Source organism: Neisseria sicca, assembly GCF_017753665.1.
Lineage (GTDB): Bacteria > Pseudomonadota > Gammaproteobacteria > Burkholderiales > Neisseriaceae > Neisseria > Neisseria flava.
On the sequence record NZ_CP072524.1, the window covers coordinates 1,225,483 to 1,249,959 of the forward strand.

Consider the following 24,477-nt stretch of genomic DNA (forward strand, 5'->3'; position numbering starts at 1 on the left):
TTAGAAATACTCTTCATCTCCCGAACCCGGGTAACTTGCCAAACAACCATTTTCTTTACATGCAAAGCTTTTCTGCGCTTTTTGATTGACATCCCATTCCCAAGAACAGTAAGCGGATCAACACCATCTACGAAAGCGAAACAAACCAATAAGAATCTTTTTCGCTGCCATATTTTTCTTTTACCCCACTAAAAGCGAAGTCATACTGAGCGAACCGGCAACAAGGTTGTCGTTGAAAAAAGTAATGGAATCATCGGGTTCGCGTAATGCCATGATGCAAAGAAAAGGCAGATAATGTTCCGGCGTCGGCACGGAGAGCATCGCCTTTTCGCCCAGCCGTTCGTAATGAATCAAAGTATCGTCATCCCGCTCGACAATCGCCTGATTGACCGCTTCGCGGAACGCAAACGCCCAATCATAGCCCGCACCGATTTGATTGATATGCGCCCTGCTCATCACGCCCAGATTATGGATAATATTGCCGCTGCCGATAATCAACACACCCTGTTCGCGCAAAGCGGGTAATTTTTTCGCCAAATTGAAATGCCATTCCGCCGACTGCAAACGGTTAAGACTAAGCTGCACCACGGGAATATCGGCATCGGGATACAGAAATTTCAACACTGCCCAAGTGCCATGATCAAAACCGCGCGTCGGGTTCAACTCCACATTTTCCGGTTGCAATAACGAGCGCACTTGCTCCGCCAACTCAAGCGAACCGGGCGCCGGATACCGCACCTGACTGAGTTCTTCAGGAAATCCGTAAAAATCATAAATCATTTCAGGCTGTTCGCCCGATGAAACTTGCAAACCGCTGCTGTACCAATGCGCCGAAATCATCAAAATCGCTTTCGGTTTGGCAAATTTTTGCGTAATCAGGCTGAGATTTTGGTTGAAAGGATTTTCCTTATCCAACACATTCATCGGACTGCCATGCCCGACAAACAATACAGGCATTTTTTTCATTGTTGCCTCCTTAAAATATTTGATGAGGCGGATTGTACGGATAAATGATTAAGCAATAAATCTCAATTTATGAACAATATAATTTCTAAATAGGAAATGATGAAATATTCTTTGGCTTTGCTAAAAAGTTAAAATCGAAAGGTCGTCTGAAAATGTTTTCAGACGACCTTTTAGTTTTAAATGGCAAGGGCGCATTGCATATACAAAAGAGCGGTCAGATTTTCAAAAGTTTTTGCAAATCCTCTTTTAAACCCAACTGCTTTCATCATCAAGCCCTGCCCGTACTCAAACCTGCTTTGCCGTTTTCCCACAAAGTTTTCAGCAATACTTTCCACGCCGACAATTTGAGATTGGGCTGTTTGCCTTGTCCGATCAAGTCCATTTGCGTCATATACCAGTTCATTTCCAGCATCGCGCCCGCTTTTTTATCAACCAACGCCACACCCGTTTGGATGCGGTCGGTTTGTACGGTTTGATAAGTACCGTTTTGCATTTTGTTTGCCAAATCAGGCACTAAGGCAAACGGGCGGGCGACGCCGACCAAATCCAAATGGCCGCTGGATAAGGCATCTTCCATGGCGTTTTGCGAACGGAATCCGCCGGTGATAATCAGCGGGGCTTGGCTGACTGCACGGGCTTTTTCGGCGTAATCGATGAAGAAGGCTTCGCGTTTGCGGGTGCTGTCTTTGGCGGCGAGCATTTGCGGGCTTTCGTAGTTACCACCGGAAACTTCAATAAAATCAATGCCCATTTCTGATAACTTTTGTACCACTTGCACCGATTCGCTTTCGTCAAATCCGCCTTTTTGGAAATCTGCCGAATTGAGTTTTACGCCCACCAAGAAATCTTTGCCCACAGCGGCGCGGATGGCGGTGTAGGTTTCCAAAAGGAAGCGCATACGGTTTTCCAAGCTGCCGCCCCATTGGTCCTGGCGGCGGTTGTGGTGCGGCGAGAGAAATTGGCTGATGAGATAGCCGTGTGCGGCGTGAATTTGTACGCCTGAAAAGCCTGCCTGCTCGGCAATTTTGGCAGTTTGTACGAATTGCTGAATCAGCCCGTTGATTTCATCGGCAGTCAATTCGCGCGGCGGGTTGATAAAGCCTTCCATACCCACCAACGGCACGGCGCTCGGTGCAAGCGGCGTTTTATTGACCACCGCAGGCGACTGTTTGCCCGCATGGTTGATTTGCATAATAAGCAGCGTGTCGTTTTGCGTGCCGGCTTTCGCCCATTTTTTCAGCATTTCAAGGCTGCGGTCGTCTGAAATCACCACATCGTTTATCGAACCTTTGCCGCTTTCGGCGACCATCACATTGCCCGTAACCAACACGCCCGCACCGCCTTGCGCCCAAGTGCCGTACAGGCGGACAAGTTTTTCAGACGGCTGGTCGTGTTGGGCAAGTTGTTCTTCCATAGCGGATTTGAGGATACGGTTTTTAGCAGTCTTTCCGTTTGGAAAAGTGAACGGGGTAAATAACATAATTCTTTCCTTTGAGTTGATAGGTTTAAAAATGTAAACGTATTTAGGTAAAAATAAAGGGTTAACGGATAACCCTATTTTGAAAGCGGGCAATTTTGAGCCATCAAATCAGCAAGTTGTTTCAACTTCGCCACCACATCCGCCATGGCAATACTGTAAAACCGCTCTTTGCCGACCTGCTCCACCGCCACCGCACCGGCTTGCAGCATGATTTTCAAATGATGCGACACCGCAGGGCGCGACAGATGCAGATGCTCGGTCAGCTCATTCACATTCATCCTGCCGTGTTCCCACAGCACGCGCAGGATTTGATGGCGGTTTTCATCGCTCAACACGGTAAAAATAGGAATGCATTCGCGCATTAGATTCATGGTTTGTTGCGGCATATTCGGTTTCTTGAGTTTATGCGTTTAAAAGCTTGAACGCATTTTAGAGGGAAAGATGGGGAATGTCAAAGGGAATTTTCAGAAGATGGTTTTAGTGTACAAATCACAGCGTTTTATCAATCATTATCTCAGTCTGCAAGCCGTTTCAGACGACCTTTTTCGTAATAAAGAGCGGTCAAATTTTTAAGTGTTTTGCAAATCATCTTAAAAATTTGACCACTTGCATCATTATCAAGACCGCAGCCGTCTGAAACATTGATAGACCGGTTACTGATGTCCGCTTTCTGCTACTTTTGTCCATTTTGCCAATGTCTGCTTCATCTGTGCCTGAGGGATGAAGCGGGCCATCCGTTCTACTTCCTTGCCTTGATAAAACAGCAGCCATGCAGGTGCGGTCAGCACGTGGAAACGTCCAGCCATTTCGGGTATTTCAGCAATATCGGCTTTTACGGCATACACATTTCCTTCCACCGCCAAAGCTGAGTCAAGCTGGGCGGCCACGACCGTACAAACACCGCAGATTGGGGCTTTGATGTACAGTGATACTAAAGGGTGTGTGGCGATGGCCTGTTCGATGTCTTTCAGAGTGTGCAGTTGTTGCATGTCATGTCCTCCTTTGAGCGATTCAGCACGTTTCTAGTTGTTCAGAAAAGGGGCTTTCAACGAAATGAAAACAAGAAAACGGTTTGAGTCGTCTAGATTTTTTCCACAACCACTTTTGCCCGCGCTTTCAGGCTGTTCAACACTGGGGAGTTGGCGGCGGAGCGGTCGGCGAAATTTTGCAGGGTAGGAAGGTCGGCGTCGGCTTTTACTTTTACGGTTAGCACCAGATTATCCAGTCCGCCGTAGCCATCTTCCATGCCGAACAGTTTGGCCATGTCAATACCGCCCCTTGCGGATATTTCAAACTGTTCCAGTTTCACGCCTGCCTGTGCTGCTTGCAACTCGAAACCTATGGAGCAGCAGCCTGCAGCAGCGCCGATCAGGTATTCCATCGGATTTGGGGCGGCGTTTTCACCGCCCATGTTTTTTCGGTTCGAGACCTTTGCAAAATACCCTTCTTCACCTGTTCCCTCAACAGCCGAAACCCAAAAACAGGTTTTCGGCTGTTTTCGTGCCAAATATCCCCGTTTTTCTTCCCGGATGCCTTATTATGGGGTATCCGGGGAGGATTAAGGGGGTATTTGGGTAGAATTAGGAGTGATTTGGGGCGAAAACAGCCGAAAACCTGTTTTTGGGTTTCGGCTGTCGAAGGAAGGGCTTTTTTGCAAAGGTCTCAGCCTGTTTCTATTCTGCCCAAGCCGCCTAACGCTCCTCCAGCCCGGCCAAAATCGCACAATCCGGGCAGTCGTCTCCCGCGCAGGCATCGTGCCAGCGTTGCAGCTCGGCCACCATGCCCTGCAAGCGTTCGATTTTGGCTTCCAGCTCGGCGATGTGCCGCGCGGTGAGCGTTTTCACTTCGCGGCTGGTGCGCTGCGGGTTGTGTTGCAGGCTCAAAAGCTGCCCGATCTGCGGCAGCGAAAAGCCCACTTCCCGCGCATGGCGGATAAAGCGCAGCCGGGCAAGGTCGGCCTGTCCGTAGCGGCGGTAGCCCGCTTCGCTGCGCGCGGCCGGGGCGATTAGGCCGTGCTTTTCGTAGTCGCGGATTTGTTTGGCGGAAAGGCCGCTCTCGGCCGCGGCCTGACTGATGTTCATCATGATGCTTGACCTTTACTTCGGGTGAAGCTTTATAGTGGCGGCACTTAGCGGGAAAGCAAGAGCCGACCCATCATTTCAGGCTACCTGAAAGCTTTGGCTGCAACGGGCTTTAAAACCTCAGCCTCATTCCAACAGAAAGGAAACCCTATGCAAACCATCACATTAAACATCGAAGGCATGACCTGCGGCGGCTGCGTGAAAAGCGTTACCAGCATCCTCGAAGGCGTAAACGGCGTGGACAAGGCCGAAGTGAGCCTGGAAAACAAGAACGCCGTCGTGGAATTCGACCCCGCCCAAACCAACCCCGCCGCGCTGATAGAAGCGGTGGAAGACGGCGGCTTTGATGCGGCTTTGTAAATCGAATCGCAACAAATCGACTGCAACACCCCAAAGGCTACCTGAAAACCCTGCTCCGTTTTTTTTCAGGTAGCCCAACCACATTCAGAAGGAAGAAACCATGCAACAAAAAGTCCGTTTCCAAATCGAAGGCATGACCTGTCAGGCCTGTGCTTCGCGCATTGAAAAAGTGTTGAACAAAAAAGATTTTGTCGAATCGGCTGGGGTGAACTTCGCCAGCGAAGAGGCGCAGGTGGTGTTTGACGACAGCCAAACCTCCGCCGCCGACATCGCCAAAATTATCGAGAAAACCGGTTACGGCGCGAAGGAAAAGACGGAAGACGCGCTGCCGCAACCCGAAGAAACCGCGCATGTAAGCTGGCGGTTGTGGCTTTTGCTGGCGATCAATATTCCGTTCCTGATCGGCATGGCGGGAATGATGATCGGTCAGCACGATTGGATGATTCCGCCGTTGTGGCAGTTCGCATTGGCGAGTGTGGTGCAGCTTTGGCTGGCAATCCCGTTTTACAAAAGCGCGTGGGCAAGCATTAAGGGCGGGTTGGCGAATATGGACGTGCTGGTTACCATCGGCACGGTATCGATTTACCTGTATTCCGTTTATATGCTGTTTTTCAGCCCGCACGCGGCGCACGGCATGGCACACGTGTATTTTGAAGTAGGCGTGATGGTGATCGGTTTTGTGTCGCTGGGCAAATTTTTGGAACACCGCACCAAAAAATCCAGCCTGAACAGCTTGGGCTTGCTGCTCAAACTCACGCCGACCCAAGTCAACGTGCAACGCGATGGCGAATGGAAACAACTGCCTATCGACCAAGTGCAAATCGGCGACCTTATCCGCGCCAACCACGGCGAACGCATCGCTGCCGACGGCATTATCGAAAGCGGCAGCGGCTGGGCGGACGAGAGCCACCTCACCGGCGAATCCAATCCCGAAGAGAAAAAGGCGGGTGGCAAAGTGTTAGCGGGCGCGCTGATGACCGAAGGCAGCGTGGTGTACCGCGCCACGCAGCTCGGCAGCCAAACCCTGCTCGGCGACATGATGAACGCGCTGTCCGAAGCGCAGGGCAGTAAAGCACCGATTGCACGCGTGGCGGACAAGGCGGCGGCGGTGTTCGTGCCTGCCGTTGTGGGCATCGCGCTTCTGACTTTCATCGCCACTTGGCTGGTTAAGGGCGATTGGACGGTGGCGCTGATGCACGCCGTTGCCGTTTTGGTGATTGCCTGCCCGTGCGCGCTCGGTTTGGCAACGCCTGCCGCGATTATGGTCGGCATGGGCAAGGCGGTGAAACACGGGATTTGGTTTAAAGACGCGGCGGCGATGGAAGAAGCCGCCCACGTCGATGCCGTCGTGTTGGACAAAACCGGCACACTGACCGAAGGCAGGCCGCAGGTTGCCGCCGTTTATTGCGTTCCCGATAGCGGCTTTGACGAAGACGCTTTGTACCGCATCGCCGCCGCTGTCGAACAAAACGCCGCCCACCCGCTCGCCCGCGCCATCGTCTCCGCCGCCCAAGTGCGTGGTTTGGACATCCCCGCCGCACAAAATGCGCAAACCGTCGTCGGCGCAGGCATTACCGCCGAAGTCGAAGGAGTGGGTTTGGTGAAAGCGGGCAAACTTGATTTTGCCAAATTAAGGCTACCTGAAAACCTTTCAGACGACGTCTGGCGCATCGCAAGCATCGTCGCCGTTTCCGCCAACGGCAAACCCATCGGCGCATTCGCACTCGCCGACGCGCTGAAAGCCGATACCGCCGAAGCCATAGGCCGTCTGAAAAAACATGGCATCGACGTTTACATCATGAGCGGCGACAACCAAGGCACGGTCGAATACGTCGCCAAACAACTGGGCATCGCACACGCCTTCGGCAACATGAGTCCTCGCGACAAAGCCGCCGAAGTGCAGAAACTCAAAACCGCCGGCAAAACCGTGGCAATGGTCGGCGACGGCATCAACGACGCGCCCGCACTCGCCGCCGCCAACGTCAGCTTCGCCATGAAAGGCGGGGCAGACGTTGCCGAGCACACCGCGTCCGCCACGCTGATGCAGCATTCGGTCAACCAACTCGCCGATGCCCTGCTGGTGTCGCAGGCGACTTTGAAAAACATCAAGCAAAACCTGTTTTTCGCCTTCTTCTACAATATCTTGGGCATCCCGCTCGCCGCACTCGGCTTCTTAAATCCCGTCATCGCAGGCGCGGCAATGGCGGCAAGTTCGGTTTCGGTGTTGGGTAATGCGCTGCGCTTGAAACGGGTGAAGATTGAGTAATATAGCTGCGTAATATGCATAATATAAAACAAAGGTCGTCTGAAATCCCCTCCCCTCTTTCAGACGACCTTTCTTTTCTAATATGCGGTTTCCAAACGCTTTTTGCGGTACAATACCGCCCTTAAATTTTCCTTATTTCAAAGCACAAACCGCCATGTCAAAAAAAACCAAACAAGAATTAGAGAACAACAAACTCAACAAACGCCTGCGCCACGCCGTCGGTGACGCGATTAACGATTTCAACATGATTGAACCGGGCGACAAAATCATGGTCTGCCTCTCCGGTGGCAAAGACAGCTACGCCCTATTAGACATCCTGCGCCAGCTCCAAGCCAGCGCGCCGATTGATTTCGAACTGGTTGCCGTCAATCTTGACCAAAAACAGCCGGGCTTCCCCGAAGAAGTGCTGCCGAACTATCTCGAAAGCATAGGCGTACCGTACAAAATCGTCGAAGAGGACACCTACTCCACCGTTAAACGCGTATTGGACGAAGGCAAAACGACTTGTTCGCTGTGCAGCCGCCTGCGCCGCGGCATTCTCTACCGCACTGCAAAAGAATTGGGCTGCACCAAAATCGCCTTGGGACACCACCGCGACGACATCCTCGCCACCATGTTTTTAAATATGTTTTACGGCGGCAAACTCAAAGCCATGCCGCCCAAGTTGGTGAGCGACAACGGCGAACACATCGTCATCCGCCCGCTGGCGTATGTGAAAGAAAAAGATTTGATCAAATATGCCGAACTGAAGCAATTCCCAATCATCCCTTGCAACCTCTGCGGCTCGCAGCCCAACCTGCAACGCCAAGTCATCGGCGATATGCTGCGCGATTGGGACAAACGCTTCCCCGGCCGTATTGAATCCATGTTCTCCGCCCTGCAAAACGTCGTACCCTCCCATCTTGCCGACCCCGAGCTTTTCGACTTCGTCGGTTTGGAACGCGGTCAAACCTTAAAACACGGCGGCGATTTGGCGTTTGACAGCGAAAAAATGCCCGAACGCTACTCCGACGGCAGCGAAGAAGACGAGAGTGAAATCAAAATCACCCCGTCCAAACCCGAACGCAAAGTCATCAATATTCTGGCAAACAAGCCGAAAACTTGCGGCGCATAAAACAAAAATCCGGATGCCTTGTCCGGATTTTTTATTTCTTTGCACAAACCTGCCTTGAATCATCAGGACGTGCAACCATAATACGGTAAGTCGCATAATACGGTAAGTCGTCTGAAAACTGGGATTTTACGGGAAAGACGATACAAACCGTTCCATTTTAATCCGCCGCAAAACAAGCTCAGCGTGCTTCGCATACCCTTTTCCCTTCCATCAAAAAAGGACTGTTATGACTGCCATTTTCATCCTGCTCGGTTTAATCGCCATCTGTGTCGGACTGCTCGGCACGGTTTATCCCGCTATTCCCGGATTGGGATTGATGTTCGGCGGCGCATGGCTGCTTGCCTATGCCGGCGATTATCAGATTTACGGTACAAATACTCTAATTTTTCTCGCCGTTGTCGCCGCTATCGGCACGGCGATGGATTATGTCGCAGGCGCATTAGGGGCAAAATATACGGGAGCCAGTAAAACAGCAGTTTGGGGAGCGCTAATCGGCGGTATTGTCGGCGCGTTTTTCTCCATTCCCGGGCTGTTGTTCGGTCCGCTCATCGGCGCGGGTACCGGGGAATTCTTGGCGCGCCGCGATATGTGGCAGGCGGGCAAAGTCGGGCTGGGGACGTTTATCGGCTTCATCATCGGTACGGTCGCCAAAATCGGTTGCGCCTTGACGATTGTAATGACCCTGCTCGTTATATGGGCGGCAAGCTGGTTTTAACCTGATCATTGTAAAGGTCGTCTGAAAACCTTTTTTCAGACGACCTTTTGATTTTTTACCTGATCGGAAAGTTATCCCTTACCGCAACAAGCTTTGTATTTTTTACCGCTCCCGCAGGGACAAGAATCGTTTCGCCCGATTTTTTCGCCTTCGCGACGTACGGTTTGCGGTTTGTTGATAATTGCCTGCCAATACCAGTAAATATCGAGCAGGACGTGCGGCAAGTCGGATTCGAGCTGTGAGAGTTCTTTTTCAGTCAGGTGCAAAATGATTTCGCCGTTTTGCTCTTCATCATAAATGCCGCCCAAAGCCATGATCGGATAGAACAGGTCTTCAAACTCCTCCTGATCGACCGCTTCAAACCAATCGGTCGGCACGACATCCAAGGCATACAGATAGGCGTTACACCAAGTGTACACGTCGGGATTGCCTGCTGCATCTTCGTAAAGCCACAAATCGGGCAACATTTTACTGACGAGCTTGATACGCAAATCAGCCGCCAGCGCCATCACCAAACGCTCGATTTCGGTACGCTCTTTCGCGTCAAACAATGATTCTTCACCCAACACTTCAGGCAGCCAATCGTTCGGATTCAAGGCATCGGGACCACTCAACAAAGCCATCATAAATGCCTGTACCTCATCGCAGCGCATGGTGTTGTGTTGTTCCGATTTGGCATCGAGCAGCTGTATCAGGCGCACGCGGGATGCTTCGTCAAATGCTTGTAATTGCATGGTTTTTCCTTATTTTCAATGATGTATCCGTTATCCGAAAGGCCGTCTGGAAACCATTTTCAGACGACCTTTTCATCAACCCGGCCTATTTCGAACTACTGCCGAACAAGCCTTTGAACCACAATACGATATCATCCCACATCCGTCTGAACCAGCTGCCTTCTTCAACGGAATGGAGGGCTACGACGTTTTTCTCGGTAATGACTTTACCGTCTTTGACAATTTTGAGTTTGCCCAAGCTTTGGCCTTTGCGTATCGGGGCGACAACGGGCTGGACGGTTTCTAAAATCGGTTTGATGTTTTGTCCGGCATTGTGGGGAATAGTGATGTACACGTCTTCCAGGAAGCCGACGTTCACCGATTTGCTGCTGCCTTTATAAACTTTGACCTTAGAAATGATTTCGCCGCTGTTGTAGAGCTTGGGCGTGTCGAATGCCTGCAATGCCCAGTTGAGCAGTTTGCCGCTTTCGGAAGCGCGGGCTTCGGTGGACTCAGTGCCTACGACGATGGACACGATGCGTCTGCCGTTACGTTTGCTGGAGGCGGCAAGGTTGTAGCCTGCGCTTTCGGAATGTCCTGCCTTCAGGCCGTCCACACTGGTGTCGCGGTAGAGCAGGAGGTTGCGGTTTGGCTGTTCGACATTGTTGTATTTGAAAGATTTAATCGAAAATACGGGATAGTATTTCGGATAATCGTGTATCAGCGCGGCGGACAAAATGGCTAAATCGCCGACGGTGGAAACGTGGCCTTCGGTAGCCAATCCTGTCGGGTTTTTAAAGTGGGTTTTGGTCATGCCCAAACGCTTGGCTTCTTCGTTCATTTGTTGGACGAACACGTCCACCGAGCCTCCTCCCATGGCTTCGGCAAGCGTGGTGGCAGCATCGTTGCCGGATTGGACAATCATGCCTTTAATCAAATCACTCACGCTGGCGGGGACTTTGGGATTGAGGAACATCCGCGAGCCTTCGATTTTCCAGCCTGCGTCAGACACGGTCAGCATTTGGTCGGCGCGCAATGTGCCGTTTTCCAAAGCCTTGAACGTGAGGTAGGCGGTCATCATTTTGGTCAGCGAAGCCGGTTCGATCTGCGTGTCGATATTGTTGGAGGCAAGCACTTGATGGCTTTGCAAATCGGTAACGATGTAGGCGGCAGCGGCAATGGCAGGCGGCGCATCGGGGCTGTTGATGCTGGGCATCATGGCTTCGGGCTGGGATGCGGCGGCAGGAGCCGGCTCGGAAGCGGCAACTGCGGGGGCTGCGTTGTTTTTAGCCGCTTGCGGCGCGGCTTGCGCGGCGGCAATCATCATCGCCGCGATCAATACGGATAATGTTTTTTTCATTGGAATGTGGTGCGGAAATAGAAATAAAAACAACCGCGTCGTGCGGTTTGGCACAAAAGGCAGTCATTATACCGCCCCATCTTCGCTTTGCTAAGATTTTTCTTGATTTCAGACGACCTCGAGGGTATGGTTTTACCTTTCCGCCGTTTTGTTGACAAAGTTTGACGCGGACGGCGGACACTCCTTTTGAAAATAATCCTCCGGCACACAAAACCATGAACAACCGCCCATCTTATTCCGATTACCTCATCCGCATCCTGACCGCCTCCGTTTACGACGTTGCCGTCGAAACCCCGCTCGAACCCGCCATCGGACTGTCAGGTCGTCTGAACAACAACGTCCTGCTCAAACGCGAAGACCTGCAACCCGTGTTTTCCTTCAAAATCCGCGGTGCGTACAACAAAATGGCGAAGCTGCCCAAAGAAGCGCTCGCCTGCGGCGTGATCGCTGCCAGCGCGGGCAACCACGCACAAGGCGTCGCACTTTCGGCACAGCGTCTAGGCTGCCGCGCCGTCATCGTCATGCCCGAAACCACGCCCCAAATCAAAATCGACGCCGTCAAAAGCCGCGGCGGCGAAGTCGTCCTCAAAGGCGTTTCCTACAACGATGCCTATGATTACGCGATGGAATTGGCAGAAAAAGAAAAACTGACCTACATCGCCCCTTTTGACGACCCCGACGTGATTGCCGGTCAAGGCACCGTCGGCATGGAAATCGTACGCCAACGTCCCGACGACATCCACGCCATCTTCGTCCCCATCGGCGGCGGCGGGCTCGCGGCAGGCGTTGCCGCGTTCGTCAAACAAGTCCGACCGAGCATCAAAGTCATCGGCGTGCAAACACACGACTCCTGCTGCATGAAACAATCCGTCGAAGCCGGAAAAGTCGTCAGCCTCAAAGACGTCGGCCTCTTCTCCGACGGTACCGCCGTCAAAGTCGTCGGCGAAGAAACCTTCCGCCTCTGCCGCGATCTCTTGGACGACATCATCACCGTTGACACCGACGCCATCTGCGGCGCCATCAAAGACATCTTCGACGACACCCGCAGCATCACCGAACCCGCCGGCGCGCTCGCCCTTGCCGGCTTGAAAACCTATGCCGCCCGCAACCGCATCCAAAACCAAACCCTCGTCGCCGTCACCAGCGGCGCCAACATGAATTTCCACCGCCTGCGCCACGTTTCCGAACGCAGCGAATTGGGCGAAGGCAACGAAGGCATTTTCGCCGTTACCATCCCTGAAGAGCGCGGCAGTTTCCTCAAATTCGTCAACCTGCTCGGCAGCCGCAACATCACCGAGTTCAACTACCGCTACGGCGACGACCAAAAAGCCCACATCTTCGTCGGCCTGCAAACCGCAGGTTCCCAAGACCTTGCCGTCATCAGCAGCCAACTGACCGAAGCCGGGCTGCCCAATGTCGATTTGACCGACGACGAAATCTCCAAAATCCACATCCGCTACATGGTCGGCGGACGCACAACAAAAGTCGCCCACGAACGCCTAATCAGCTTCGAGTTCCCCGAACGCCCCGGCGCACTCGCCCGCTTCCTCAACCATATGCAGGGCGGCTGGAACATTACCCTCTTCCACTACCGCAACCACGGCGCCGACTACGGCCGCATTCTCGTCGGCATCGACGTCCCGTCCACCGACGATGAAGCATTTGAAAACTTCCTCGAAAGCCTCGGTTACAGCTATCAGGACGAAACCCAAAACGCCGCATACCGCCTGTTCCTTGCTTGATAGGAAGGCAAAATAAAGGTCGTCTGAAACTCTTTTTATGGTTTCAGACGACCTTTCATCTTTCGGACAACCGACACGAATCCGTATCAACCATCCTGAATTTGATGTCCTTAACGCCAGTAGCGCCACCAAGGCATGTCGTTTGGCTGCCATTGGTGTTGCAGGAAGGGGCTTTGCGGGAAGTTGGTTTCCAAGACGCGGCGGGTGTCGGCGGCGAGTTGGGGTTTTTCCAGTTTCTTGTAGGCAAGCTCCATCATGGCGAGCGATTCTTCTACGTAGCGGGTGTTTTGGTAACGCTCGACGATTTTTTGGGCACGGTTAACAGCGGCAAGGTAGGCGCCGCGTTTCATGTAGTAGCGGGCAACGGAGATTTCGTTACCGCCCAATGCGTCCACCAGTTTTGCCATGCGCTCGGTTGCGTCGGCTGCGTATTTGCTCTCCGGATAGCGTTGTACCAATTCGGCAAATGCTTGGTATGCGCTGCGGTTGGCTTTAGGGTCGCGGTCGGACCAGTCTTGAGAAGCGAGTTTGTTGAGGAAGGATTGGTCTTCATTGAATAAAACCAAGCCTTTGAGGTAAAGCGCGTAATCCATATTCGGATGTTGCGGGTGATGGCGCTGGAAGCGGTCGATGGCGGCGAGGGCTTTTTCAGGCTCGTCGTCTTTGTAATAGGCGTATGCGGTATCCAGTTGCGCCTGTTGCGCGTAGCGGCCGTTGGGGAAGCGGGATTCTAAAATTTCGTATAACTTGATGGCTCGCGTATAATTGCTGCTGTTCAACTCGTCATGCGCTTCGGCATAGAGTTTTTCCACGTTCCAATCTTGTGTGATTTGCGCGTCTTTATCGACCGTACCTTTATTGCTTGCACAGGCACCGAGTGCCAGACTTAACGAAACTACTAAAAGAATTTTTTTCATGCAGAATACTTCCTTTGATAATGAAGCCGATTATAGCGACGATTTAGACTTTACGTCAGCCCCCGAAGCAGAAAGTTGTGTTAATTTGACTGTTCCGCTGGAGCTTGCGGGCGGGCGGCTGGATGCTGTGTTGGCAAAGCTCATGCCTGATTATTCGCGCAGCCGCCTGACATCGTGGATTAAAGAAGGCGCGGTTATTGTAAACGATAAGCCTGCCCAACCCAAAGACAAAATGATAGGCGGAGAATCCGTCAGCGTAACGGTACGTCCGAGCGAAGAGAATCTCGCATTCAAACCTGAAGCGATGGATTTGGATATTGTGTACGAAGACGATACCGTCATTGTCGTCAACAAACCCGCCGGACTGGTCGTCCACCCCGCCGCAGGCAACTGGACGGGGACGCTGCTCAACGGCCTGCTGGCGCATTGTCCCGAATTGAGCCAGATTCCGCGCGCGGGCATTGTCCACAGGCTAGACAAAGAAACCAGCGGTCTGATGGTAGTCGCCAAAACACTGCCTGCGCAAAATTCCCTCGTGCAACAGCTTCAAGAACGCACAGTCAAACGCATCTACCGCGCTGTCGCCAACGGCATCGTCCCCTTTGACGGCAAAATCGAAACCCAAATCGGACGCGATCCGCACAACCGCCTGAAAATGGCAGTCGTCAAATTCGGCGGCAAACCTGCCGTTACCCATGTCAAAGTGTTGGAACGCTATCTTGCCCACAGCTACATCGAATGCTCGCTCGAAACAGGCAGGACGCATCAAATCCGCGTCCATATGCGCGAAGCCAACCACCCGCTTGCCGCCGACCCCGTTTACGGAAATCTGCGCCATCCGTGCAGCGAACCGGTAAAAGAAGCCGTCAAAAGTCTGGGCGCGCGTCAGGCGTTGCATGCCTACCGCTTAAGTTTCGTCCATCCGAAAACCGGCGAAACCGTTTCATTCGAAGCCCCAATCCCCGACGATATGTATCACTTACTCTCCGTCCTGCGTCTTGAAGCAGGCTTAGATTCGTCTTTGAGCAACGAAGAAGAATGGCAGGACAAACTCGGCACGGATGACGACGATGATTGGAACGAAGACGACTACGATGTCGAAGTGGTTTATGTGAGGGATTAAATAGGTGTTTTCAGACGACCTTCATGCAGAAGGTCGTCTGAAAACAATATTCTGTTCAAGTTAACAAAATAGCAGATCAAATATGAATATAGAAATGTTTGACAGATTGTATCTTCAATTATTTCAAGAAAATAAAGAAATACTTGATCAGATCCGAGACACTGATGATGAAATTGGAGCAGTCCTAAGAATACATTTAATTTGTGAGCAGTTTTTAGAGATTTACATATGCAGCTTTTGCAACCAAGAAAAAATGTTTTGGTTTCAAGAAAAAGGGAATAGCGAAGAGCAAAAAATCACTATCAGTTTTGATCATAAATTAAAAATGGCTAAGTCTTTAAAACTGCCTGACTGGGGATACAATATATTCGCAAATGTAAATACTATCAGGAATCGGCTCGCTCACCGGATTAATGGTCAAATTGATTACACAAGATTAGAAAGCATTTTGAGCTTTATTAAATCAGATGTCGAACCGCTTATTCCATTTCATAAGCATTTTTTGGATAAATTCAGTCTCCCAGATCATTCTGAAGAAAGTGGTCTCTTTAAATTTCTAAATAAAATAAAAACATCTGAACCTAGAATGACATTAGTTCTATCTATTTATTACACATTAATATTCCTTAATTTAAATATTCGGGAAAAATATGAAACAAATGAATAAATCTTAACTCCAGCTGACTGAAAACCCGTTCCCGACATACCATGAAAACCATCACAGAAACCTTAAACCTCGCCCCGCAAGGCAAAAATTTCCTGACTGCCGACTGGCCTGCGCCTGCCAACGTGAAAACCCTGATTACCACACGCAACGGCGGCGTGAGCCAAGGTGTGTATCAAAGTTTGAACCTCGGTTCGCACGTCGGCGATGATCCTGATGCCGTGCGCCGCAACCGTGAAATCGTGCATGAACAGGTCGGGCTGCCCGTTGCCTATCTCAATCAAATCCACAGCACCATCGTTGTCAACGCTGCCGACGCATTGGGTAACGCGCCCAACGCCGACGCTTCGGTGGACAACACGGGCAAAGCCGCCTGCGCCGCGATGACTGCCGACTGCCTACCTGTCTTGTTCTGCGATAAAGCCGGGACGGTCGTCGCTGCCGCACACGCCGGCTGGCGCGGTTTGGCGGGCGGCGTGCTGCAAAACACCATAGCCGCGATGAATGTTGCGCCCGTCGAAATCATGGCATATCTCGGCCCTGCCATCGGCGCGGATGCTTTCGAAGTCGGACAAGACGTATTCGACGCATTTTGTACGCCCATGCCCGAAGCGGCGGACGCATTCGAAGACATCGGCGGCGGTAAGTATCTTGCTGACATCTACGCGCTGGCACGTTTGGTTCTGCGCCGCGAAGGTGTGGATATGATTTACGGCGGCACACACTGCACCGTCTTGGAACGCGACACTTTCTTCTCTTACCGCCGCGACGGACAAACCGGCCGCATGGTCAGCCTGATTTGGTTGGAACAGGCATAAAAGGTCGTCTGAAACGCCCTATCCTCTTTCAGACGACCTTTGTAAGACACAATCCGCCAACATTCAAATCCACCCCAATCTGCACCGCTCAAAAGGATATTCTCATGACTCAAAAAAACGAACACCGTTCCCACCCTCAAGGCGAGCTTTTGCTGCGCACCGTCGCCATGCCGCAAGACACCAATCCCAACCAAGATATTTTCGGCGGCTGGATTATGTCGCAAATGGATTTGGGCGGCGGCATTTTGGCAGCGGAAATCGCGCAAGGCCGCATCGTTACCGTCGCCGTTCAGGAAATGAACTTCATCCGCCCCGTTAAAGTGGGCAACGTGGTTTGCTGCTACGGACGCTGCGTGCGCGTGGGCAATACTTCGCTGCAACTGAAAATCGAAGTTTGGGTGAAAACGCTGATGAACGACCACCTGACTGAAGACCGCCAACTCGTTACCGAAGCCGTCTTCACCTACGTCGCCATCGACAGCGAAGGCAACACGCGCCCTATTCCAAAAGAAGGCAACCCGAAACTGCAAGGTCTGATTTAAACCCTGATTTAAGCAAAGGTCGTCTGAAAACCCATATTGGAGATTTTCAGACGACCTTTTGACTTAAGGCGATACAGGATTTGCTATTGACTGACAGGATGAAGCAGAAACTCTCACTCCGGATCGTCCGTAAACGCATTCGCCCGAAAAATCGGTACGAATGTCAACAGATAAAGCACGAACACGGCGGCGATCAGAATCGCGGGGACGGTGATGAAGAATATCGGGTTCACGTTCATTAAAACAGCACGCGAGACGGCGGCGGCGAAGAGGATGGGGACGGCGATGCGGCAGAGTTTCGGGTAGTCGAGTTTGGTAAAACCGCTGTGCCACAGTCCGGCAGTCAGCCACACCATCATCACGCCGCCCATCATGCCGCCGAGTGTAATCAGGTGCAGGGGCGCGGAGGCGGGCAGGTTTTGCAGTCTCGCCACGCCTGTCCACAGATAACCTGCGGCGGCAAAGAGTTGGAGCAGGTAATAAGTGCGGACGTAGTGTTTGCGCAGGAGTTCGTGATGGTGCAGTTCGCGCAGCTTGGCGAGCAGGATGAAACCGACGGCGAATGCGGTAAAACCGGCGGTCTGCGTGGGCAGCCAAAGTTCAGCGGCGGTGTGCAGCAGCAGGAAGGTGATGGCGATGTTTTTATAGACGACGTTGGGGATGAATACGGGGTCTTTCAGACGGCATTCTTTAAGGGCTTCCGCGCCCAAAAGGACACTGACGCGGACGGATACAAACATGACCGCCGCCATGTTCAAATGCACTTGCGCGCGCAACAGGTTCAAATCGCCGCTGACGGCATAGGCCGTCTGAAAAACGGTGAACGCGGCAAGCAGCATCAGCAGGGCGAAATTGTCGGTGTTGCGGTCGAGCCAAATCAGCCAGGTGCAGAACAGCAGCAACACCAGCCAATAAGCACCGACGAAAAACGAAGCGGTTTGCGGCGAAAACGGCAGCAGGACGGATGCGGCAAGCAACAGCGCCGCCAAGACGGTGGCAACGGGTTTCAGACGACCTTTATAACCCGTCCATTCGAGCATGGCGGCAGTCAGAAAACCGCCGTATGCCGCAGGCAGCATGAGTTCTAAGAAGATTTGGCGGTGCAGGACGATGGCGGCGGGACTGATGAAAAACACCAACGCGCCAAGTATGGCAAGCACCGCCGCGCCGACAAAAAACGGCCGCATGGGGTGGGTGAAAAATTTATTCATGGCTTGGCTTAATTCTGCATGAAGATGCTTTCGGATACGGATTTATTGGGCGGACAGGGCCGTATCTTTTGCCAAAGAGGCAAGCCTGCGGCTTGCTTGCCCTCTCCCTAGCCCTCTCCCACGGGGAGAGGGAATTGGGCTGTCGAGTCCGAACATTTTCAGGTTTACCTGCCATCTAATTCCCAATCCTGCACTCTTTGATTTTCAGCAACTTGATTCCCTCTCCCCGTGGGAGAGGGTTAGGGAGAGGGTAACGAACCGCAAGGTTTGTCAGATACTCAAATGCCCGTATCATTCATATTATTGATATTATTGTTTGAATTGTATGATTTTCAATAATAATAAATAACCCTAAACCAATATAAATAACAGCCATTATCCAACGACTAAACTTCTCTACAATTTCACCAACACCTGAAATATTAGCCAATCTTTGTGCTGTATATACTAAAACAAAAATCAATATTAAAAATACAAGAAGAGTAACTAATAAGTCGACAAGATCTAAAGTCACAAAGTAAGGAACAAAAAGTCCAATATTATCTGCACCACAACTAGCAACTGTAACCAAAGCAACAATACCGACTAATTTTGACAACCCTTTTTCATCCAATTCTTTTTTAGCTCTTTTTTCGCCCTCACAATCGTCGTAAATAGCAACTTTAATACCTAAGTAAATCGGTATTAAACCTAATAAACCCAACACCCATTTTTCCGGAACATAATTCAAAACAAAAGCTAGAAATAAACTAACTAATATTAAAATTACAGAACCTAAATATTGTCCGATATAAATATCTCGATATTCTTTTCTAGTATTTGCTCTAGCAAAAAATACTAATAGTATTACCAACAAATCTACTGCTGTAGCAATATATAAAACAGCAGCAGTAATCACAGTCGAAAACATAAAGCACCTCATAATGAATCCCCTGCCCCCTTGGCACCACGGCTTTTTCAAAAACCGAATCGCGTTCGGATAACAGATTCGTATCTTTCGCTAAAGAGGCAAGCCTGCGGCTTGCTTGCCCTCTCCCTAGCCCTCTCCCACGGGGAGAGGGAATCGGGCTGCCAAACCCTAACATTTTCAGGTTTACCTGACATCTGATTCCCAATCCTGCACTCTCTGATTTTCAGCAACCTGTTACCCTCTCCCCGTGGGAGAGGGTTAGGGAGAGGGTAACGAACCGCAAGGTTTGTCAGATACTCAGATCCCCTTATCACTCATAATAATGAATCCCCTGAAACTCCCTTGCCACGACTGCCTCTTCAAAAGCCGAATCGCGTTCGGACAACGGCGTGGGCAGGGTTATCACGTTTTGCACGTTCATGCCCTTAGTGGAAAGCAGCATGATTTCATGGCTCAGGCGCGCGGCTTCGAATCGGTCATGCGTTACCAGCATACACGCCATGCCCTGCCGCTCGATTTTTTCCACCAGCATGGCAACCAAAATATCGCGTAAATCGCGGTCCAAACCGACAAACGGCTCGTCCAGCAAAGCAAGGTCGCAACCACACAGCAGCAGGCGCAAAAATGCTACCCGTTTCGCCATGCCGCCGGACAATTCGGTCGGATATTTGTTCAAATCGCCCGCAGTCAGCCCGACTTTCGCCGCCAGCGCGACGATTTCGCCTTCATCGGGTTTGTCCATAAAAATAGCGATATTCTGCATCGCGGTCAAGTTTTCCGGCAGGCGGTTTTCCTGAAACAGAAAACCCGTTTTGCGGAAAGTATTGCGTATCGTGCCCGATTTCGGCGTTTCCAAACCCGCAATCAGCCGCAAAACCGTCGTCTTGCCGCAGCCGCTCGGCCCGAACAAAGCCTTCACTTCGCCATGTTGCAGGTTCAAACTGAAATCGCGCACGATGGGGTCGCGGAGAATTTCAAAACGCACGTTTTCAAGACAGAGCATCATCTCCTCCACGGCATAAACAAAATTTCCAAAGGCTTGGTAATCAGGTATTCAAACAGCGACACAAACACGATAACCAACACCACATAAGCCATCACCGTCGAAGTCTCCAGCATCGCCCTCGCATCCGCAATCCGCGCGCCCACGCCTTCGCTCGCGCCCAAGAGTTCCGCCATAATCACCACCTTCACCCCCATCGCCACCGCCACGCCGATGCTGGAAATCACATAACCCGTCAGATGCGGGATATACAGATAACGGATTTTTTTCAGGCGGCCTAATTTATAAGCGTCAAACAACTCCTCATGCTGCTTGTTCACGCTCGCCATCCCGACCGCCGCACTCGCAAACGTCAGCGGCGCAACCAACACAATGATGGTAAACAACACGCTCGGATTGCCGAAACCGAACCAAAACAGAGCCATCACCACCCAAATAATCGGCGGCATCGCCAACAAAATCGTAATCACAGGCTTAAGCAACGCCATCGCCGTCTTAAAACTACCCGCCACCAGCCCCGCCGCTAGTCCTGCTACCAAAGCAACCGAAATTCCCACCACCGACCGCCACAGCGAAATCCCGATTTCGTTTTCCTGAAAATGTTTCAATAAATCCAATGACTTTTGAAACACTTCCACCGGCGCTGGCAGCATAAACTCACCGAACACAGCGCTGCCCCACGCCCACAACGCCACCACCACCATCGCCACGCTTAGACCGGCAAAGCCGCTCCAAAGGTAGTCGATGATGTAAAACACCGCAGGCTGCGGTTTGCGGATTTTGTCGGTTTTAATCATGGTTTGGGTGTTGGTTGATGGGGATGGTTTGGGGCCGATAGGTCGTCTGAAAAATGGTTGATTGGGTTAGACGGAACACCGTAACCCAACGAAACGGTTTGATTTCCCAAATAGTGTTTTTCAGACGACCTTGGTTTGGGATTTCGGGGTTTCGTCGGGTTACGACTGCTGCTAAACCAACCTACGATTACTAATTAAAGTAAGGAACAGGATTCCGTCTATTAGCAACATGTTGAGTAAAATGTGTCGTTAAATTAAAGAACTGTATTAATGGAGGATTATGTACTCCATTATCAACCATAAACCTTTGAAAACATAAAGCTAATCTGGCTACGCGCTGATTACCTACATTAATATTAAAGTGGTTTGAAATAATAGTATTTATACTACGTATATCTGAATTATCAGGCACCTGCGTAGGATTGCTAACTAAATTAAACAATACACTTTCTAATGCTCCGCTAACATTATCCAAATTCCACATAAGACAAATCATACCTATTGCATCATAGAGTTCTTTAGCTATTGGATTCCAGTTTGGTACTTGTTGAACACCTCTTCCAACTCCTGCACGACCTACATTATTTGCATTTCCAACTTGACCAAAACCTGCCAATGGATCAAATAAAGGTAATCGATTTACTGCTGGATTTTGCCGTTGTATCAAATTAATAAAGTCATTAGCAACAGTTATTCCACAAACAAAAGTACCAGCATCGGCTTGATCTGCATAACTTTGATAACTAAAAACATAATACTCTCTGTCTAAAGTTGGTCCTGCACAGCTTTCCTTAGTTTGTCCATTCAATAATCTGACATGAGCTAAAGGTACAATTTCAAAATCATGAACAAGCTGTACACGGGTCGTTTCACCACGGCAATCATGAATAGGCATTTTTCTTCTCCTGTTTGAATAAAAAGACATTGATACTAAAACATCACAGCAAGCGTAGGTTGGGTCATGACCCAACATTTCAGACAGTTCAACGGTTTTGTTGGGGTTGACAACCTACGGTTATCACCCACCGTCATTCCCGCGCAGGCGGGAATCCAGAGGTTTGACGTTGCTGCAATTTTAAAACATTCCTGCAATATCAAAGACTGGATTCCTGCCTGCGCGGGAATGACGGCTTTTTGTGTACTGTTCTAACTATTATCTGATGGGTCGTCTGAAAAGGGTATATTGGATTCCCCAATACTACTACTCCCTTTTCAGACGACCTCTCCCCCCTTTTAAGCCAAGAAGAACCCGTTATCCGGCAGCTTGCCGCCCAGAAGTTTCGGGTTGAACTGCATCAGGATTTCGTAAAACTTCAAAATCTCGTTCTTCACTTCGCTGCCTTTGGTTACCGTCAGCCGCGCGCCGTCCAAGCCCATGACTAGGGCGGGTTCGGGGGCGGGGAGGTAGTTTTTGCCGATTTTCGCCGCGCTTTGGCGGTTGGCGAGTATCCAGTTGAGCGCGTTTTTCAAATCCTGATGGAAGAGGTCGAACTGCGCTTTGTGTGCGTGGAAATATTCCTCGTTAGCGATGATGCCCGCCATCGGAATCAGCGGCTTGGTGTCAAACGCCTGCCCCCATGCCTTCACCAAATCAAAGCCGCGCACGACGTTTACGCCCATGGTTTTGCCTTTGAGCATGCTGGCGCTTGCCATCGGTTCGGGCAGGATGGCGGCGTGGTAATCCTTGCTCAAAAACAGCCCCACCGCTTCGGGCGGCGTGGCGGTGTAAGTGATGCCGACTTTGTGCTCGTCGATTTTCAGTTTTTTCAACAAGGCTTGCAGCACGATGTCGGGCATGTCGTTTTTAAACGGCACGAGGATTTTTTTGCCGACCAAATCCTGCGGCGAGGCAATTGCGCTGCCTTTACAGACCAACTGCGTGATGCCGTTGGTCAAAATATTCACCATGCCGACTTTCTGCCCTTGGTTGCGCAGGTTCACGCCGACATTGCTCGGACTCATCATCACTTTAAATTGCCCGCTCGCCACGCCCGCGCGCAGTTGGTCGGGAGATCGCCAAATTTTCAGCGACACATCAGCCTGTTTCGCCAGCTTGCCTTGCAACGCCGCTACGGCAATGGTGACGCTGGGCATCGCCGGTGCGCCGTAAATGGTAAATTGCTCTTTCCCCGCCGCCAACAGCGAAGGCGAAACGCCTGCCGCAGCCAGCGCGGCGGTCATTTTTAAGAAATCACGTCTTTTCAGTTCCATTTTCCAATCTCCTGGTTAGGTAGCGCGGACTTCAGCCCGGCTGTTTAACAGAATCCCTCTAAGATGGGTTTGAGCTGCGCCAAACATAGGAATGGACACACCACAGCCTATCTAGACTCGCAACTCTGTTTTTCCATCCACATTCTGATAATAATTTTTATTCATTATGCTATTAAAGAAAATGGAAGTAAAGGCACGATTGTCCCTACATCCGTTTATATATAGAAACGCAAATCTTTTTCGGCATTACGCCTATCAATAATATCGAAATAAAAGGTCGTCTGAAAACGGTTTTCAGACGACCTTTTGTTCCCCAATACGGCTTAATTTGTGTTTTTTTGTTTTAAAGAACCAAGATAAATCGCTGACAAAGTCAAAACAACACCAAACCACTGCAAAGTGTTAATCGGCTTGTCCAACCAAAAATAATCAATCAGTAAAGCGGCAACGGGTTCGGAAAGCAGCAGCAAACCAGTTAAAGACAGGGACAGCAGCGGAATTGCATAGGCAATCATCCCCCATGCCAAACATTGCATGACTACGCCGTATATCAAGACTAAGCCTATATCGCGCCATTGCGTCGGGTATAGGGCGTTGCTGTCGAAAATCAGCGCAGGAACAATCAGGGACAACGCGCCGCCGAAACTCAAAACCATCATCAATGGAAAAAGCGCCACCCTTTCAACTTCATGCGTTTTGCGGACGAACACCATAGACAATGCCAAAAGCCCGCCCGACGCAATTCCGCTGGCAAAGCCCCATAAGGCGTGGGCATTGTGGTTGAACTCGGGACTGCCGATTAGGACCACCCCGCCAACCGCCAATATCAGGCTCAAAACTTGCAGGCTGTTCAAGCGTTCTTGAAAAAAGAAAAATCCAATGGCGGACAGGAAAAATATCTGTAAGCTGTTGAGCAATGTGGAAATCCCGGGTCCAACCGCATATACGCTTTCATGCCACAATGACAAATCAAACGCCAGAAATATGCCGGACAACATGGCATATTTGACCGCCCTTCTCCTTTTAGGCAGCTTTTGCCCGAAAAAACGGCAGAGCAGCCAAAACACGCCCGCCGCAATCAGCAGCCGCCAAAATGCAACTGCATACGGGCCTACGGGGACGAATCTGACGATCAGGCTTCCCAGCCCGAATAAGACGCAGCCGAAGATGAGGAATGGTGCAGCATAAGAGTCGGAACGGATATTCATGAACTTACTCCGCAACGGATTGGCATGAGGATTTAAAGTGATGAAAAGGATTGTGCATGGTAACGCGAATCCGAAAGAATAATAAGTAGGTGCAATATCTTATTTCCCTTCCGGCTTCTCCTGAGGAAAATCAGTACGTTTCAGAAATTTAACATACCGGCTGGGTTTCAAAATAAAGCCGCTTCCCGCATAGATAACTATAAATTGGCAATGATGGAAACCTGCTTTCAATTTATTCCGCCGAAAAGCCAAAGGTCGTCTGAAAATCAGCTTCCA

At 50.8% G+C, this 24,477-nt stretch carries 26 protein-coding genes; 10 read left to right on the plus strand and 16 right to left on the minus strand.

What is annotated here, in order from left to right:
* Positions 1–180 precede the first annotated feature (180 nt).
* The 6 genes from ygiD to cueR all read right to left on the minus strand — a co-directional run bounded on the left by ygiD (position 181) and on the right by cueR (position 4,530).
* Complete coding sequence (ygiD, locus tag J7445_RS05755; protein ID WP_209283311.1) at positions 181–966, minus strand: 4,5-DOPA-extradiol-dioxygenase; 786 nt, start codon at positions 964–966, stop codon at positions 181–183.
* A 268-nt stretch (positions 967–1,234) separates the two neighbouring features.
* A complete protein-coding gene (locus J7445_RS05760; protein WP_070635939.1) occupies positions 1,235–2,446 on the minus strand; it encodes an NADH:flavin oxidoreductase/NADH oxidase family protein in 1,212 nt (403 codons plus the stop codon).
* A 74-nt stretch (positions 2,447–2,520) separates the two neighbouring features.
* Positions 2,521–2,832 (minus strand): ArsR/SmtB family transcription factor, encoded by a 312-nt coding sequence (locus tag J7445_RS05765; RefSeq protein WP_209283312.1) that lies wholly within the window; start codon positions 2,830–2,832, stop codon positions 2,521–2,523.
* Between the two features lie 267 nt (positions 2,833–3,099).
* Positions 3,100–3,435, minus strand: a complete 336-nt coding sequence (locus J7445_RS05770; protein WP_023887410.1) for a thioredoxin family protein — start codon at positions 3,433–3,435, stop codon at positions 3,100–3,102.
* 92 nt (positions 3,436–3,527) lie between these two features.
* A complete protein-coding gene (locus J7445_RS05775; RefSeq protein ID WP_019270184.1) occupies positions 3,528–3,857 on the minus strand; it encodes an OsmC family protein in 330 nt (109 codons plus the stop codon).
* A gap of 280 nt (positions 3,858–4,137) precedes the next feature.
* Complete coding sequence (gene cueR, locus J7445_RS05780) at positions 4,138–4,530, minus strand: Cu(I)-responsive transcriptional regulator (protein WP_003742986.1); 393 nt, start codon at positions 4,528–4,530, stop codon at positions 4,138–4,140.
* Positions 4,531–4,677: 147 nt separating this feature from the next.
* Between cueR and J7445_RS05785 the strand changes: the two genes are divergently transcribed.
* The 4 genes from J7445_RS05785 to J7445_RS05800 all read left to right on the plus strand — a co-directional run bounded on the left by J7445_RS05785 (position 4,678) and on the right by J7445_RS05800 (position 8,982).
* Positions 4,678–4,887, plus strand: coding sequence for a heavy-metal-associated domain-containing protein (locus J7445_RS05785; protein ID WP_003674677.1), 210 nt, complete (start codon positions 4,678–4,680; stop codon positions 4,885–4,887).
* 100 nt (positions 4,888–4,987) lie between these two features.
* Entirely contained in the window at positions 4,988–7,153 is a 2,166-nt protein-coding gene (locus tag J7445_RS05790) for a heavy metal translocating P-type ATPase (protein WP_209283313.1), read from the plus strand.
* A 154-nt stretch (positions 7,154–7,307) separates the two neighbouring features.
* A complete protein-coding gene (gene ttcA / locus J7445_RS05795; RefSeq protein WP_203026279.1) occupies positions 7,308–8,267 on the plus strand; it encodes a tRNA 2-thiocytidine(32) synthetase TtcA in 960 nt (319 codons plus the stop codon).
* Positions 8,268–8,493: 226 nt separating this feature from the next.
* Positions 8,494–8,982 (plus strand): DUF456 domain-containing protein, encoded by a 489-nt coding sequence (locus J7445_RS05800; RefSeq protein ID WP_070635945.1) that lies wholly within the window; start codon positions 8,494–8,496, stop codon positions 8,980–8,982.
* A 71-nt stretch (positions 8,983–9,053) separates the two neighbouring features.
* On the opposite strand, the gene J7445_RS05805 is transcribed toward J7445_RS05800, so the two are convergent.
* Positions 9,054–9,716, minus strand: a complete 663-nt coding sequence (locus tag J7445_RS05805; RefSeq protein WP_209283314.1) for a YecA family protein — start codon at positions 9,714–9,716, stop codon at positions 9,054–9,056.
* Positions 9,717–9,801: 85 nt separating this feature from the next.
* The gene (locus tag J7445_RS05810) at positions 9,802–11,055 is read right to left on the minus strand and encodes a D-alanyl-D-alanine carboxypeptidase family protein (RefSeq protein WP_209283315.1); all 1,254 of its coding nucleotides are present in this window, start codon (positions 11,053–11,055) and stop codon (positions 9,802–9,804) included.
* A gap of 215 nt (positions 11,056–11,270) precedes the next feature.
* Between J7445_RS05810 and ilvA the strand changes: the two genes are divergently transcribed.
* On the plus strand, positions 11,271–12,797 hold the full coding sequence (gene ilvA, locus J7445_RS05815; RefSeq protein WP_070655696.1) for a threonine ammonia-lyase, biosynthetic: 1,527 nt from the start codon (positions 11,271–11,273) through the stop codon (positions 12,795–12,797).
* 110 nt (positions 12,798–12,907) lie between these two features.
* Here the strand turns inward: ilvA and J7445_RS05820 are convergent, their stop codons facing one another.
* A complete protein-coding gene (locus tag J7445_RS05820) occupies positions 12,908–13,714 on the minus strand; it encodes an outer membrane protein assembly factor BamD (RefSeq protein ID WP_070538918.1) in 807 nt (268 codons plus the stop codon).
* On the opposite strand from J7445_RS05820, the gene rluD reads away from it, so the two are divergent.
* From rluD to yciA, 4 genes are all read left to right on the plus strand, one after another.
* Positions 13,713–14,837, plus strand: coding sequence for a 23S rRNA pseudouridine(1911/1915/1917) synthase RluD (rluD, locus tag J7445_RS05825; protein WP_019270176.1), 1,125 nt, complete (start codon positions 13,713–13,715; stop codon positions 14,835–14,837). The genes J7445_RS05820 and rluD overlap by 2 nt on opposite strands.
* Before the next feature lie 82 nt (positions 14,838–14,919).
* Positions 14,920–15,504, plus strand: a complete 585-nt coding sequence (locus J7445_RS05830; RefSeq protein ID WP_019270175.1) for a hypothetical protein — start codon at positions 14,920–14,922, stop codon at positions 15,502–15,504.
* 41 nt (positions 15,505–15,545) lie between these two features.
* Positions 15,546–16,319, plus strand: coding sequence for a peptidoglycan editing factor PgeF (gene pgeF, locus J7445_RS05835; RefSeq protein WP_209283316.1), 774 nt, complete (start codon positions 15,546–15,548; stop codon positions 16,317–16,319).
* Between the two features lie 104 nt (positions 16,320–16,423).
* Positions 16,424–16,861 carry an acyl-CoA thioester hydrolase YciA gene (gene yciA / locus J7445_RS05840; RefSeq protein ID WP_003742967.1) on the plus strand — a complete coding sequence of 146 codons (438 nt, stop codon included), beginning with the start codon at positions 16,424–16,426 and terminating at the stop codon, positions 16,859–16,861.
* Positions 16,862–16,974: 113 nt separating this feature from the next.
* Here the strand turns inward: yciA and J7445_RS05845 are convergent, their stop codons facing one another.
* From J7445_RS05845 to J7445_RS05865, 5 genes are all read right to left on the minus strand, one after another.
* Positions 16,975–18,072, minus strand: coding sequence for an NnrS family protein (locus J7445_RS05845; protein WP_209283317.1), 1,098 nt, complete (start codon positions 18,070–18,072; stop codon positions 16,975–16,977).
* A gap of 295 nt (positions 18,073–18,367) precedes the next feature.
* The gene (locus tag J7445_RS05850; protein WP_070538915.1) at positions 18,368–18,982 is read right to left on the minus strand and encodes a CadD family cadmium resistance transporter; all 615 of its coding nucleotides are present in this window, start codon (positions 18,980–18,982) and stop codon (positions 18,368–18,370) included.
* A gap of 310 nt (positions 18,983–19,292) precedes the next feature.
* Positions 19,293–19,985, minus strand: a complete 693-nt coding sequence (locus tag J7445_RS05855) for an ATP-binding cassette domain-containing protein (protein ID WP_209283357.1) — start codon at positions 19,983–19,985, stop codon at positions 19,293–19,295.
* Positions 19,985–20,782, minus strand: a complete 798-nt coding sequence (locus J7445_RS05860) for an ABC transporter permease (RefSeq protein WP_049230919.1) — start codon at positions 20,780–20,782, stop codon at positions 19,985–19,987. The genes J7445_RS05855 and J7445_RS05860 overlap by 1 nt, the downstream gene beginning before the upstream one ends.
* A gap of 190 nt (positions 20,783–20,972) precedes the next feature.
* A complete protein-coding gene (locus tag J7445_RS05865; protein ID WP_209283318.1) occupies positions 20,973–21,677 on the minus strand; it encodes a hypothetical protein in 705 nt (234 codons plus the stop codon).
* Positions 21,678–21,743: 66 nt separating this feature from the next.
* Between J7445_RS05865 and J7445_RS05870 the strand changes: the two genes are divergently transcribed.
* Positions 21,744–21,932, plus strand: a complete 189-nt coding sequence (locus tag J7445_RS05870; protein WP_209283319.1) for a hypothetical protein — start codon at positions 21,744–21,746, stop codon at positions 21,930–21,932.
* Positions 21,933–22,015: 83 nt separating this feature from the next.
* Here the strand turns inward: J7445_RS05870 and J7445_RS05875 are convergent, their stop codons facing one another.
* Both J7445_RS05875 and J7445_RS05880 read right to left on the minus strand, forming a co-directional pair.
* Positions 22,016–22,993: an ABC transporter substrate-binding protein gene (locus J7445_RS05875; protein ID WP_209283320.1), complete on the minus strand. Its 978-nt coding sequence runs from the start codon at positions 22,991–22,993 to the stop codon at positions 22,016–22,018.
* A 323-nt stretch (positions 22,994–23,316) separates the two neighbouring features.
* Positions 23,317–24,201, minus strand: a complete 885-nt coding sequence (locus J7445_RS05880) for a DMT family transporter (protein ID WP_070679764.1) — start codon at positions 24,199–24,201, stop codon at positions 23,317–23,319.
* Positions 24,202–24,477: the final 276 nt, after the last annotated feature.

Bases quoted from the DNA above. Each gene is read 5' to 3' on its own strand.
- J7445_RS05775 (WP_019270184.1), bottom strand. From the start codon at position 3,857: ATGGGCGGTGAAAACGCCGCCCCAAATCCGATGGAATACCTGATCGGC.
- J7445_RS05855 (WP_209283357.1), bottom strand. From the start codon at position 19,985: ATGCTCTGTCTTGAAAACGTGCGTTTTGAAATTCTCCGCGACCCCATC.
- J7445_RS05790 (WP_209283313.1), top strand. From the start codon at position 4,988: ATGCAACAAAAAGTCCGTTTCCAAATCGAAGGCATGACCTGTCAGGCC.
- J7445_RS05800 (WP_070635945.1), top strand. From the start codon at position 8,494: ATGACTGCCATTTTCATCCTGCTCGGTTTAATCGCCATCTGTGTCGGA.
- rluD (WP_019270176.1), top strand. From the start codon at position 13,713: ATGCAGAATACTTCCTTTGATAATGAAGCCGATTATAGCGACGATTTA.
- J7445_RS05870 (WP_209283319.1), top strand. From the start codon at position 21,744: ATGACCCAACATTTCAGACAGTTCAACGGTTTTGTTGGGGTTGACAAC.
- J7445_RS05845 (WP_209283317.1), bottom strand. From the start codon at position 18,072: ATGAATAAATTTTTCACCCACCCCATGCGGCCGTTTTTTGTCGGCGCG.
- ilvA (WP_070655696.1), top strand. From the start codon at position 11,271: ATGAACAACCGCCCATCTTATTCCGATTACCTCATCCGCATCCTGACC.
- ygiD (WP_209283311.1), bottom strand. From the start codon at position 966: ATGAAAAAAATGCCTGTATTGTTTGTCGGGCATGGCAGTCCGATGAAT.
- J7445_RS05785 (WP_003674677.1), top strand. From the start codon at position 4,678: ATGCAAACCATCACATTAAACATCGAAGGCATGACCTGCGGCGGCTGC.
- ttcA (WP_203026279.1), top strand. From the start codon at position 7,308: ATGTCAAAAAAAACCAAACAAGAATTAGAGAACAACAAACTCAACAAA.
- J7445_RS05770 (WP_023887410.1), bottom strand. From the start codon at position 3,435: ATGCAACAACTGCACACTCTGAAAGACATCGAACAGGCCATCGCCACA.
- J7445_RS05830 (WP_019270175.1), top strand. From the start codon at position 14,920: ATGAATATAGAAATGTTTGACAGATTGTATCTTCAATTATTTCAAGAA.
- J7445_RS05805 (WP_209283314.1), bottom strand. From the start codon at position 9,716: ATGCAATTACAAGCATTTGACGAAGCATCCCGCGTGCGCCTGATACAG.
- J7445_RS05820 (WP_070538918.1), bottom strand. From the start codon at position 13,714: ATGAAAAAAATTCTTTTAGTAGTTTCGTTAAGTCTGGCACTCGGTGCC.
- J7445_RS05860 (WP_049230919.1), bottom strand. From the start codon at position 20,782: ATGATTAAAACCGACAAAATCCGCAAACCGCAGCCTGCGGTGTTTTAC.
- cueR (WP_003742986.1), bottom strand. From the start codon at position 4,530: ATGATGAACATCAGTCAGGCCGCGGCCGAGAGCGGCCTTTCCGCCAAA.
- J7445_RS05865 (WP_209283318.1), bottom strand. From the start codon at position 21,677: ATGCCTATTCATGATTGCCGTGGTGAAACGACCCGTGTACAGCTTGTT.
- J7445_RS05850 (WP_070538915.1), bottom strand. From the start codon at position 18,982: ATGTTTTCGACTGTGATTACTGCTGCTGTTTTATATATTGCTACAGCA.
- pgeF (WP_209283316.1), top strand. From the start codon at position 15,546: ATGAAAACCATCACAGAAACCTTAAACCTCGCCCCGCAAGGCAAAAAT.
- J7445_RS05760 (WP_070635939.1), bottom strand. From the start codon at position 2,446: ATGTTATTTACCCCGTTCACTTTTCCAAACGGAAAGACTGCTAAAAAC.
- J7445_RS05880 (WP_070679764.1), bottom strand. From the start codon at position 24,201: ATGAATATCCGTTCCGACTCTTATGCTGCACCATTCCTCATCTTCGGC.
- yciA (WP_003742967.1), top strand. From the start codon at position 16,424: ATGACTCAAAAAAACGAACACCGTTCCCACCCTCAAGGCGAGCTTTTG.
- J7445_RS05765 (WP_209283312.1), bottom strand. From the start codon at position 2,832: ATGCCGCAACAAACCATGAATCTAATGCGCGAATGCATTCCTATTTTT.
- J7445_RS05875 (WP_209283320.1), bottom strand. From the start codon at position 22,993: ATGGAACTGAAAAGACGTGATTTCTTAAAAATGACCGCCGCGCTGGCT.
- J7445_RS05810 (WP_209283315.1), bottom strand. From the start codon at position 11,055: ATGAAAAAAACATTATCCGTATTGATCGCGGCGATGATGATTGCCGCC.